The 11043-nt window shown below is 70.5% G+C and carries 11 protein-coding genes; 9 read left to right on the top strand and 2 right to left on the bottom strand.

The window, feature by feature from the left end:
* Nucleotides 1-682: 682 nt before the first annotated feature.
* Entirely contained in the window at nt 683-2209 is a 1527-nt protein-coding gene (locus tag ENSA5_RS01040) for a S1C family serine protease (RefSeq protein WP_106389685.1), read from the bottom strand.
* A 170-nt stretch (nt 2210-2379) separates the two neighbouring features.
* Here ENSA5_RS01040 and ENSA5_RS01035 point away from each other — a divergent pair, with 170 nt between their 5' ends.
* Genes ENSA5_RS01035 through mqnC form a run of 7 tightly spaced genes read left to right on the top strand, consistent with a single transcriptional unit; the run spans nt 2380 to nt 9506 of the window.
* Nucleotides 2380-3039, top strand: a complete 660-nt coding sequence (locus ENSA5_RS01035; RefSeq protein ID WP_106389684.1) for a GbsR/MarR family transcriptional regulator — start codon at nt 2380-2382, stop codon at nt 3037-3039.
* Complete coding sequence (locus tag ENSA5_RS01030) at nt 3020-4078, top strand: polyprenyl synthetase family protein (RefSeq protein WP_106389683.1); 1059 nt, start codon at nt 3020-3022, stop codon at nt 4076-4078. Before ENSA5_RS01035 ends, ENSA5_RS01030 begins: the two co-directional genes overlap by 20 nt.
* Nucleotides 4075-4896: a ubiquinone/menaquinone biosynthesis methyltransferase gene (locus tag ENSA5_RS01025; RefSeq protein ID WP_106389682.1), complete on the top strand. Its 822-nt coding sequence runs from the start codon at nt 4075-4077 to the stop codon at nt 4894-4896. Before ENSA5_RS01030 ends, ENSA5_RS01025 begins: the two co-directional genes overlap by 4 nt.
* Complete coding sequence (locus ENSA5_RS01020; protein ID WP_106389681.1) at nt 4893-5486, top strand: UbiX family flavin prenyltransferase; 594 nt, start codon at nt 4893-4895, stop codon at nt 5484-5486. Before ENSA5_RS01025 ends, ENSA5_RS01020 begins: the two co-directional genes overlap by 4 nt.
* Nucleotides 5483-6238, top strand: coding sequence for a hypothetical protein (locus tag ENSA5_RS01015; protein ID WP_106389680.1), 756 nt, complete (start codon nt 5483-5485; stop codon nt 6236-6238). Before ENSA5_RS01020 ends, ENSA5_RS01015 begins: the two co-directional genes overlap by 4 nt.
* A complete protein-coding gene (gene mqnE, locus ENSA5_RS01010) occupies nt 6235-7416 on the top strand; it encodes an aminofutalosine synthase MqnE (protein WP_106389679.1) in 1182 nt (393 codons plus the stop codon). The genes ENSA5_RS01015 and mqnE overlap by 4 nt, the downstream gene beginning before the upstream one ends.
* An 11-nt stretch (nt 7417-7427) precedes the next feature.
* Complete coding sequence (gene mqnC / locus ENSA5_RS01005; protein WP_106389678.1) at nt 7428-9506, top strand: cyclic dehypoxanthinyl futalosine synthase; 2079 nt, start codon at nt 7428-7430, stop codon at nt 9504-9506.
* On the opposite strand, the gene ENSA5_RS01000 is transcribed toward mqnC, so the two are convergent.
* The gene (locus ENSA5_RS01000) at nt 9487-10134 is read right to left on the bottom strand and encodes a hypothetical protein (protein WP_106389677.1); all 648 of its coding nucleotides are present in this window, start codon (nt 10132-10134) and stop codon (nt 9487-9489) included. The two genes, mqnC and ENSA5_RS01000, sit on opposite strands and share 20 nt — an antisense overlap.
* A 53-nt stretch (nt 10135-10187) precedes the next feature.
* Here ENSA5_RS01000 and ENSA5_RS00995 point away from each other — a divergent pair, with 53 nt between their 5' ends.
* Both ENSA5_RS00995 and ENSA5_RS38850 read left to right on the top strand, forming a co-directional pair.
* The gene (locus ENSA5_RS00995; RefSeq protein ID WP_106389676.1) at nt 10188-10811 is read left to right on the top strand and encodes a hypothetical protein; all 624 of its coding nucleotides are present in this window, start codon (nt 10188-10190) and stop codon (nt 10809-10811) included.
* A gap of 39 nt (nt 10812-10850) precedes the next feature.
* The coding region (locus ENSA5_RS38850; RefSeq protein ID WP_219906709.1) for a hypothetical protein at nt 10851-11043 on the top strand (193 nt) is incomplete at its 3' end.

The following is an 11043-nucleotide window of genomic DNA, read 5'->3' as shown; positions in this document are numbered from 1 at the left end:
GCTTCGCAATCGCCTCCGTGGCCCCCTAAGAGGGGGCTCTTTGTTTTAGACCCCCACAGCCGTCAGCGACTCTGCCACGCACGGCCGCTGCGCGGCCGGTCGCTCGGTCGCTGCGCTCCCTCCCTCGGTGGGCTGGTATGGGCTTCGCAATCGCCTCCGTGGCCCCCTAAGAGGGGGCTCTTTGTTTTAGACCCCCACAGCCGTCAGCGACTCTGCCACGCACGGCCGCTGCGCGGCCGGTCGCTCGGTCGCTGCGCTCCCTCCCTCGGTGGGCTGGTATGGGCTTCGCAATCGTTTGCGTGGCCCCCTAGAAGGGGGCTCTTTCTTCTCACGGGCGTGGAGCTTGCTAGTACGAAAGGTCGCAATGCGACCAAGATCGCCTAAAAGGGGACCACAGTGAGCCTTTTGGGCGGGTTTGATTCACTGTGGCTGCGACATCCATGCGGGTGCGAGAGTCTCCACTCACGGGCGCAGAGCTTCCTAATGCGAAGAGTCGCAATCGCATTCTCGCACCCGTATGAACATAGCAGTCACAGTGAACCAAGCCCCCTTTTAGGGGGCCACGCAAACGACTGCGAAGCTCATCCCAGCCCACCGAGCGAGGGAGCGCAGCGACCGACCGACCGGCCGCGCAGCGGCCGTGCGTGGCCGAGTCGCTGACGCCCGTGGGGGTCTAAAACACTCAACGGCCGGTCGCTAGCGGGAAGTTGTTGGCGGTCAGGCTGCGGCCCTCGAGCTCCAGCCCAATCGAGATGCTGCGTCGCCCCCCGCCCGCGGACCAGCTGCGCAGCAACGCGAGGCGCTCGCCGAGCTGCTCGAGGTTGGCGACCGGCTGGCCGAACAAGCTGGTGATGCGGGCGCCCGCGAGCAGCTGGGCGCCGCGCATCCGGGCGATCGGCGAGCTCGGGACGAGGCCGACGATCCGGGCCTCGTCGCCGCTCGGAGCGAGCGCGAGGCCGAGCAGCTGCTCGGCGTCGATCCGGGCCTGACGCTCGACGCTGGCGGCCTCGACGACGATCTCGAGCTCGTGGAGCTCGCCGTCGCGGACGACCTCGACGACGAGGGTCTCGCCGGGCAGGAGGCCGCGGATCGTCTCGCCGAGCAGCTGACTGAAGGCCTGCCGACCGCGATCCGAGGCGTCGAGCTGGTCGTGGCGACGGCCGCGGAGGGTCACGATCACGTCGCCGGGCTGCATCCCAGCGAGCGCCGCGGCCCGGCCCTCGTCAACCCCGGTCACGGCCACGCCGCTGTGGTAGCCGAGCGGCGCGATCGCGTCGCTGATCTCTCGGCTCGGGTCGAGCTCGACCCCGATCACGCCCGAGCGCCCGCGCATGCCCTGCTCGAGCGCGCGCAGGAACAGGCGGATGCGATCGATCGGGATCGCAAAGCCGATGCCCTCGCCGCGGCTCGACCGGGCCGTGGTGATCCCGACGATCTCGCCGGCGAGGTTGAACAGCGGGCCCCCGGAATTGCCAAAGTTGATCGCCGCGTCGAGCTGCAGGACCGGCAGCGAGCGCTTGGCGAGCACGCCCGTACGCTGGAGCGACGAGATGATCCCGGTCGCAACCGTGCCCTCGAAACCAACGGGTGAGCCGATCGCGAAGACCTGCTCGCCGAGGCGGAGCGAGGCCGACTGGCCCAGGGGCGCGGCGCCGAAGCGCTCGTCGGCCCGCTCGGGGGTCACGCTGAGGACCGCGACGTCCTCGTCGGGATCGGCGGCGAGGACCTTGGCCGAGCGCTCGCGACCGTCGACGAAGCGGACCCGGATCGAGGCGACGGCGCCGGGATCTCCGAGCTGTAGCCGCGCGCGCAAGACCGGCTCGATCACGTGGTAGTTGGTCAGGAGCGTGCCGCTGGCGTCATAGACGACGCCCGCGCCGGCCGGCCTGCCGCCGAGCTCGATGCTCACGACGCTGTCGCGGGTCCGCTCGAGCGCCCGAACCAGGGGGCTATCTCCCGGGTCCGACGGCGAATTTGGGTCGAGGGCAACTTCCTCGGTCTTCGGCTCGGTCTTCGGCTCGGGCTCGGGCTCGGGCTCGGGCTCGGCTGCGTCGACCGCCTCGGCGGCCCGGAGCTCCTGCGCCGCGGCGCGCTCGACCTCGTCGAGGTGCCGGTTGACGCCGATCCAGACCGCGCCACCACCGAGCAGCGTGCCGACGAAGGCCGCTCCCATCGCGACCCAGAACGGATAGGGGTCTCGCTCGCTCATCCGCCCGGAAGCCTAGCCCGCTCGACGGGGTGACGCAGAAAATGCCGATTGACTTGGCCCATCCCCCGATGTAGACCGCCCTTGCATCAAAAGTTCATTTCAGAATGAAATGAACATCACCCGGTGCAAATCGCCGAGCGAACGAAGATCGCAAGGCTTTTCATCCTCTCGTGGCTCCCAAGTCAACGCGCGCCGAGGCCACCCTCGATCAGGATCCCAGCGGGGTCGTGGTCGCGCAGGCGCAGGACCGCGTCTCGGCGGTCATGGGGGAGATCGCCGAGTTCTGGGGCTTCACCCGGACGATGGGGCGGATCTTCGGGCTCGTCTACATGTCGCACGAGCCCCTCGACCAGAGCACGGTTCGCTCGCGCCTGAGCATCAGCGCGGGATCGGCGAGCACGACCATGACCGCGCTGCTCGAGTGGGGCGTGCTTCACCGCGAGGGCCGGCTCTACGTGGCCGAGACCAACTTCTTCAAGCTCATCACGGCGGTCTTGCGCCAGCGCGAGGCCGCGCGGGTCGAGCAGGGCATCGGCGCCGCGCGCGAGGTCATCGACACGCTGCGGGCCGCCGACCAGGACGACGCCCGCGTACGCTTCGCGCTCAAGCGCGCCGAGCACATGCTCGGCTTCTTCGAGATGGGCCGCTCGTTTCTCGAGGCCTTCGTCGAGCGCAGCCCGATCCGCGCGATCCTCAACGGCTTGGCCCGAACGGCCTCACGCCTCCGACCTGCCCCGCTGCCCGGACGCTCGACCCTCGAGCTCGACGACGACCACGACACCGCCGAGGCCGCGCACGACCAGGACACCCATGACCAACTCGATCCATGAACCGGCCCACGACCTGGCCCTGCAAGCGCGGACCCACGACCCCGATCAGGTCGAGGCCGCCGACGCCCAGCTGACGCCGGTCGCGTCAGCCATGGCCCTCGTCGCCGACGAGCTCGTCGAGGTCGAGGCCCGGCTCGGCGAACTGCTCCACTCGACCGTAGCGATCATCCCGCGCGTCGGCGGTCACCTGACCTTCGCTGGCGGCAAGCGCTTCCGCCCGGTGACCACGCTGCTCGCCGCCCAGGCCGCCCGCTACCGGTCCGACAAGCGCATCACCGTCGCGGCCGCGGCCGAGCTCCTGCACACGGCCACGCTGCTGCACGACGACGTGATCGACGAGGGCGAGTTTCGCCGCGGTCGCCCGGCGGCCCACCTGCGCTACGGCAACGGCCTCGCCGTGCTGACCGGCGACTACTGCTACGCGCGCGCGCTCCAGGCCGTCGCTTACCTCGGCGAGCCCCGGGCGATCCAGACCATGGCCGACGCGGTCACGCAGATGGCCGAGGGCGAGGTCGCGCAGCTCCACGTCGCCGGCGAGTGGGACCTCAACCGCGAGCGCTACTACATGGTCATCGAGCGCAAGACCGCCGCCTTGATCGCGTGGAGCTCGGCGGTCGCCCATCTGATTGAGCCACGCCACGCCGAGGCCCTCGCTCGCTACGGCCGCGAGGTCGGCTACGCGTTTCAGATCGCCGACGACATCATCGACTACAGCCTCGAGCTGCGCGACTCGGGCAAGGCCCGCGGCCAGGATCTGCGCGAAGGCAAGACGACCCTCCCGCTGATCCTCGCCTGCGAGTACCGCCCGGCCCTGCGCACCCGGCTCGAGGCCATGCTCCGCCAGGGCCCGCCCGTCGACGAGGCCGAGCTCGCGGAGCTGCTCGATCGGGTCATCGCCGCGGGGGGCCTCGACGGCGCCCGGCGCTCGGCCCAGGCCCACGTCGACGCGGCGATCGAGGCCCTCGCCGCCCTGCCCCGCTCCCCAGCCCGCGGCGCCCTCGAAGACCTCGCGCGCTACATCGTGCGGAGGACGGGATGACCGAGGCCCTCGCCAACTCCGGGCCGGAGATCCCGACCCACGACGAGCACGGTCGCCGGGTCCAGGCGATGTTCAGCGACATCGCCCACGGCTACGACCGCGCCAACCGGGTCATGAGCGCGGGCACCGACGTCCGCTGGCGCCGCAAGGCCGTGGCCTCGCTGCTGCCAGCAGACGGCGCTGAGGCGGGGTCCGAAGCGACGACCGGCGCGGGCGCGCGGATCTTGGATCTGTGCGCCGGGACCCTCGACTCGACCCTCGAGATTCACCGCCGCTACCCCGAGGCCGAGCTCGTCGGCGGCGACTTCTCGGCCGGCATGCTCGAGACCGGCATGCGCCGGATCGCCGCGCTCGGCGATCCCAAGGCGAGCGCAAAGATCCGCGCCGAGCGGATGGACGCCCACGCGCTGCCCCTCGACGACGCCAGCGTCGACGCGATCTTCTGCGCGTTCGGGGTCCGCAACCTCTCGGATCTCGAGCTCGCCAGCGCCGAGCAGCTGCGCTGCCTGCGACCCGGCGGGCGGCTGGTGATCCTCGACTTCTTCCGCCCGACGGCCTGGACGACCCGGGCGTTTCATGCGGTCTACAACCGCACGGTCCTGCCCCTCGTCGGCTGGGCCTGCACGGGCAATTTGGACGCCTACCTCTACCTGCCGCGCAGCATCGGCAACATGCGCGCCGCGTCCGACTACGTCGCGCTGCTCGCAGAGATCGGCTTCGAGGACGTGAGCGTCGAGGCCCTGACCTTCGGCGTGGCCTCGATCGTCCGCGCGACCAAGCCGGCGAGCGAAGCGGACGCCCGAGGACAAGCTTCATGAAGCTCGTGCTCGCCGTGACCGGCGCGAGCGGGGCGATCTATGCCCGGCGCGCGCTGAGCCTGCTCGCGCTCGCGGCTGGTTCAAAGGCGCGCGCGCTCGAGGTCAGCTGGGTCACGTCCACGACCGCAGCGCAGGTCTGGCGCGCCGAGCTCGGCGAGGAGCTCCCCGCGTCGATCGAGCACCTGCGTCGCTTTGATCGGACCGACTTCAACGCCCCCTTCGCCTCGGGCTCCAACGCGCCCGACGCCGTCGTCGTCATGCCCTGCTCGATGTCGACGCTCGCGCGCGTGGCTCACGGCGGCGGCGACGATCTGATCGCCCGCGCCTGCGAGGTCGCGCTCAAGGAGCGGCGCAGGCTGATCCTCGTCGTCCGCGAGACCCCGCTGAGCCTCGTGCACCTGCGCAACATGGTCGCGGCGACCGAGGCGGGCGCGATCGTGCTGCCCGCGGTCCCGAGCTTCTACGCCGGCGTCGAGACCCTCGAACAGGCGATCGATACGGTCGTCGGCCGGGCGCTCGAGCGCGCGGGCCTGCCCCTCGATCTGCTGCCCCGCTGGGGCGCCAACCAGGCAAAGACAGCCACAGCATGACCAACTCCCCCGCGCTGCCCAACGAGCTCCCCGAGCGCTTCGACGTGGCCACGCTGGTGGCGCTGCGCGACAACCCGCCGCGCATGGGCCTGTGGGCCATGGAGGTCCGGCGCGAGCTCTTCGATCGGCGCACCTTGCTGCGCCCGACCCCGGCCTTCGACACCCCGACCGGCCCCGCGATCCTGCGCCGCGACGAGCTCGTGGCCCTGACGAGCTGGCCCGACCCCGACGCCTGGCAGCCGGGCGATCGGGTGATGCTGCCGATCGAGCCCAGCGACGAGGCCCTGGCCCGGCGCTACGCCGAGTGGTTGCTCGCGCTGGCCGAGCGCTGGCGGGCGGAGCCGCTCGGCGAGAACCCCCACCTCGGGCCCTGCGCCGTCGCGCCCTTCTCGCTTCACACGGCCGGGACCCATCGCCTGTGGGCGATCGCGGCCGCGCGCCTCGCCCTGCCCGCCGCGATCCGCGTCGAGGCCCGTCACGATCTGATCGGGGTGCGCCTGGCCCAGGTCGCGCTGGGCTTCGGCGCCGACACGCTCTCGGGTCCGATCACGACCGAGCGCCACCTGCCCGTGGCCGGCGTCACCCGGCCCGACGAGACCACGATCACCGGCCTGCGCAACCTCATCGAGCAGGCCGGGCTCGAGTGCGCGCTGCATGAGGACACCGCCCCCCGCGCGCTCGAGACCGGCCGCCAGACGGTCCGCGTCGAGATCTCGAGCCTGGATCTGAGCCCCAAGGGTCGCAAACAATGAACGCCCACAAAGACACCGCACGCTTCGCAACGATCGCCGCCAAGGTCCGGGCCGAGCAGCCCCTCGATCTCGACGACGGCGTGTTCTTGTACCGCTACCCGGACCTGCTCGCGATCGGGGCCCTGGCCAACGAGCGCCGCGAGGCCCTCCACGGCGACAAGACCTTCTTCAACGTCAACTTCCACATCAACCCGACCAACGTGTGCGTGGCCGACTGCAAGTTCTGCTCCTTCGCCCGGCTCGAGCCCGACGCCCCGGCCGCGTACACCATGTCCATTGATGAGGTCCGGCAAAAGCTCGTCGAGCGCATGGACCAGCCGGTGACCGAGGTCCACATCGTCAACGGCCTCCACCACGACCTCGACTTCGACTACTACAAAGACTGTCTCCGGGCGCTCAAGGCCCTGCGCCCCGACATCCACCTCAAGGCCTACACCGCGGTCGAGATCCACTACTTCGCGCAGAAGTACGGGCTCAGCTACGAGCAGGTCCTGACCGAGCTCCGCGACGCCGGGCTCGACAGCATGCCCGGCGGCGGCGCCGAGATCTTCGCCGAGCGAGCGCGGCGCAAGATCTGTCGGGGCAAGGCCGAGGCCGAGGACTGGCTCGAGGTCCACCGCACCGCCCATCGCCTCGGCATCCGGACCAACTGCACGATGCTCTATGGGACCGTCGAGACCCTCGAGGAGCGCGTCGATCACATGCTGCGTCTGCGCGAGCTCCAGGCCGAGACCGGCGGGTTTCAGACCTTCATCCCGCTCGCCTTTCACGCCGACAACAACGACCTGGCCAAGCTCCCGCCGCCGACCGGGGTCGACAACCTCCGGACCTACGCGGTCGCGCGCCTGATGCTGCACAACATCGCGCACATCAAGGCCTACTGGATCATGATCGGGATCAAGACCGCTCAGATCGCGCTGAGCTTCGGCGTCGACGACCTCGACGGCACCGTCCAGGAAGAGAAAATTTATCACATGGCCGGGGCCGAGACCCCGCAGGCGCTCTCGCGGGTCGACCTCGTCCGCCTGATCCGCGAGGCCGGGCGCGTCGCCGTCGAGCGCGACACCCTCTACAACGAGCGCTGGGTCGACGACGGCGCGGCGCTCGAGGGCATCCGCATCGACGCGAGCCTGCCCTTCTCGAGCGAGGCCGGGCGCGTCTCGCTGCCAGTGCTGTGAACGGAGCAAGCATGACCACGGGCAAGACCATCCGCGTGCGCGCCGTCTCGTTTCTCAACGGCCGACCGCTCTATCACACCCTCGCCGACCCCAAGCACACGCCGCGCTACGACGACGGCACGCCGATGTTCGAGCTCGTCGAGGCCCTGCCGGCCGACTGCGCCGCGGCCCTCGCCGCGGGCGAGTGCGAGCTCGGCCTGGTCCCGGTTGCGAGCTACGTCGCCCACCCCGAGTGGGAGGTCGTGCCCGGCATCGGCATCGGCTGTCGCGGGCCGGTCGAGACCGTGATCGTGTGCGCCGACCGGCCGATCGAGGAGGTCGAGACAATCTACCTCGACGGCGCCTCGCGCAGCTCCGCGCTGCTCTTGCGGCTGCTGCTCCACGAGCGCGGGCTGAGCCCGAAGCTCGAGCGCGTCGCCCATGGCCGCGGCGAGGGCCTCGTCCACGCGTCGAAGGGGCGCGCCGCGGCGCTGATCATCGGCGACGCCGCGTTCGGGCTCCAGGCTCGCTTCGCGCACACCTGGGATCTCGGCGCCAAGTGGTTCGAGGCGACCGGGCTGCCAATGGTGTTCGCGTTTTGGGCCGCGCGCCCGGGCGTGCTCGGGCCCGAGCACGTCGAGGCCCTCCAGCGGGCCCGCGATCGCAGCCTCGGCAAGTACGCCGAGGCGATCGCCAAGCAGTATCGCGACGAGCTGATCGCCCGGCTCGACGAGCAGCAAGACCCCGCGGACGCGGAGCCCGTGCTGCCCGAGACCCGCTACGCCGACTACCTGCGCAAGACCATCCGCTACGGGCTCGAGACCCAGCAGCGCGAGGGCCTCGTCGAGTACCTCGCCCGCTGTCGCGCCGCCGGGCTGATCGAGATCCCCGGCCTCGACGACGAGGACCAGATCCACGTCAAATTCGTCGGCACCGCGACCCCGGAGGCCCTGGTCGCCGCGCGGGCCCGCCGGGCCGCCCCCCTCGACCTCGACGAGATCCTCGCCCGGGCCGAGGCCGGCGGCCGCATCGATCTGGCCGAGGGCATCTTCTTGTACGAGAACGCCCCGCTGATGCGCCTGGGCGAGGCCGCCGATCGCCGCCGCCAGGCGCTCCACGATCACGGCGTCGTCACCTACATCATCGATCGCAACGTCAACTACACCAACTACTGCGTCACGCGCTGCAAGTTCTGCAATTTCTACGTCCCGCCGACCGACAAGACCGGCCGGGGCTACGTGCTCAGCAAGGACCAGCTGGCCGAAAAATTCCGCGAGACCGAGGCCCTCGGCGGCATCCAGATCCTGCTCCAGGGCGGCCTCAACCCCGATCTTGGCCTCGACTACTACGAGGATCTGTTCCGCTGGACCAAGCGCAACTTCAGCCTCCGGCTCCACGCGCTCTCGCCGACGGAGATCATCCACATCGCCCAGATCGAGGAGCTCCCGGTCATCGAGGTCTTGCGCCGGCTCCAGGCCGCGGGCATGGACTCGCTGCCCGGCGGCGGCGCGGAGATCCTCGACGACGAGATTCGCAACCGCATCAGCCCGTTCAAGAACTCGACCGACGAGTGGCTCGCGGTCATGCGCGCGGCCCACGAGCTCGGCATGCGCAGCTCGGCGACCATGGTGTTTGGCTTCCAGGAGACGGCCGAGCACATCCTCATGCACCTCGATCGCCTCCGCGGCCTCCAGGACGAGACCGGCGGGTTCACGGCCTTCATCGCGTGGCCCTTCCAGGCCGACGGCACCCGCCTCAAGCTCCGCGACGACACCTCGGCGTTTCGCTACCTCCGCGTCCAGGCCCTCGCGCGCCTGTACCTCGACAACATCGACAACATCCAGGTCTCGTGGCCGACGCTCGGCCCGGAGATCGGCGAGATCGCCCTGCGCTTCGGGGCCAACGACTTTGGCTCGGTCATGATCGAGGAGAACGTGGTCTCGACCGCGGGCGCCCACTTCATGATGACCGCGAAGCAGATCGAGCAGCACATCCGGCTCGCCGGGTTCGAGCCCCGTCGTCGGACGATGACCTACACCCTGCTCCCGCGCAGCCCGGGCCCGGGCGAGCAAGCGGCGTCGAGCTCGAGCCTCAGCCCGTCGGCAGCTTGACGTCCATCCGCCCGAGCTCCTTCTCGATCGTCTCGCGGAGCTTGGCCTCGCTCATGCCCAGGCGCTTGGCCGCGGCGGCGAGCGAGTAGCGCGAGTCCCCCACGCGCAGCTTGGTCTTCGGGCCGAGGGCCAGCTTACCGCCGCCGCCGTCGGCTCCACCTTCGATGCCGACGTAGACGTCGCGGCCGGTCAACGCCGGGAACGCGTCGATCGTGTCCTGGTAGCGCTCGCGCTCGGCCGGGCTCAGCGAGTCGAGGTCCATCTGTGACAGGTTGAGGACCGCCCCGGCCTCGAGCTCGCCGCCGCTGTAGGTCGCGCGCGACTGCTTGATCGCCTTGCGCAGCGGCGCCTTCTTGGCCTTGGTCGCGCGCAGGTGAGGGTTGCGTAGCTCGTAGACCTCGGCCTCGGCCTCGGCCTCGGCCGGGGCGCTCGCGGGTCGCTCGCTCGACGGGATCCGGACCCAGTCGTCGTCGACGGCCGGGCTCCCGTCCTCTTCGATCATGTCGGCGCTCCCGTACCACTCGGGCAGCGCCGTGATGCGGTGCCACATCCATCCGAGCCCGGCCGCGATCAAGACGACGAGCACGAGCACGACGAGGCCGATCTTCTTCTTGGTCTGACCGCGCATCCGCGAGAGTGTAGCCGAGCCCCGAGCTCCAACTCGACGCCCGGCCCGGCGACGTGCTGGAGTCGCACTTCGGCCGCCAAGCTCGCTGGGCCCGCAATCTCGGGATCGGGCTGCGAACCCTCCGCGAGCGTCGGACGCTGCTCGGCGGGCTCGAGACCAAGCTCGCGGCCAGGGACGCCGAGCAGACCGCGCTCATCGCCACGCGCCTGGGCGAGCTGCTCGCTGACGGGGGCGTCGAGCTGCGCAGCGCGGACGATCAGCGCCCGTGCGTCGCCCTCGCCAGCGTCGGGCTCGAGCTCGCCTCACTCCGGACCTTTGTCGGTGGCCTCGTCGCGCTGGCCAAGCGCCTCGCTGCGCTGCCCCCGGAGCTGCCGGCCCCCGCGGTCATCCGCGACCACCTCCAGGCCTGGACCCAGGCTGCCAGGTCCCTCCGCGGCCAGATCAGGCCCAGCGCTCTGACCATCGAGCTCACCCGCGACGAGCTGCGCGTCGCGGTCGCTTGCGACGACGACGACGACGGCCAGGTCCGCGCGACCCAGCTCGTGCTCGATCCCAAGCTCGCGCTCCCCACCCGCCACCACCTGATCTGGGCCGGGGACACCGAGCTGCCCGAGCACGAGCTCGCGCTAGCCCTAAGTCCTTCGGCTTCTTCAATTCAGCGATTGATCTCGGGCTAGCAGCCCGGGGTGCAATGCATCGTGTCGCCTCGCGCCGGAATGTTCGCCGAGGGCGCGAAGCCAAAACGCCGCTGTACCGGGCGTACTGCAAGTTTTGGCGACAAAGCCCTCGGCGAACATTCCGGCGCGAGGCGACACGATGCATTGCACCCCGGGCTGCTAGCGAGCGCTGAACCCCCGTGGGCGCCCGCGGTCGTCGTCGACTCGATGGTCGGGCTGTTCATGTCCGAGC

The organism is Enhygromyxa salina (genome assembly GCF_002994615.1).
Classification (GTDB): Bacteria; Myxococcota_A; Polyangia; order Nannocystales; family Nannocystaceae; genus Plesiocystis; species Plesiocystis salina_A.
This window is presented reverse-complemented; position numbering and strand designations above follow the sequence as displayed.

Coding starts and splice junctions, on each gene's coding strand:
- ENSA5_RS01040 (WP_106389685.1), bottom strand. CDS start 2,209: ATGAGCGAGCGAGACCCCTATCCGTTCTGGGTCGCGATGGGAGCGGCC.
- ENSA5_RS01030 (WP_106389683.1), top strand. CDS start 3,020: ATGACCAACTCGATCCATGAACCGGCCCACGACCTGGCCCTGCAAGCG.
- ENSA5_RS01025 (WP_106389682.1), top strand. CDS start 4,075: ATGACCGAGGCCCTCGCCAACTCCGGGCCGGAGATCCCGACCCACGAC.
- ENSA5_RS01020 (WP_106389681.1), top strand. CDS start 4,893: ATGAAGCTCGTGCTCGCCGTGACCGGCGCGAGCGGGGCGATCTATGCC.
- ENSA5_RS01015 (WP_106389680.1), top strand. CDS start 5,483: ATGACCAACTCCCCCGCGCTGCCCAACGAGCTCCCCGAGCGCTTCGAC.
- mqnE (WP_106389679.1), top strand. CDS start 6,235: ATGAACGCCCACAAAGACACCGCACGCTTCGCAACGATCGCCGCCAAG.
- mqnC (WP_106389678.1), top strand. CDS start 7,428: ATGACCACGGGCAAGACCATCCGCGTGCGCGCCGTCTCGTTTCTCAAC.
- ENSA5_RS01000 (WP_106389677.1), bottom strand. CDS start 10,134: ATGCGCGGTCAGACCAAGAAGAAGATCGGCCTCGTCGTGCTCGTGCTC.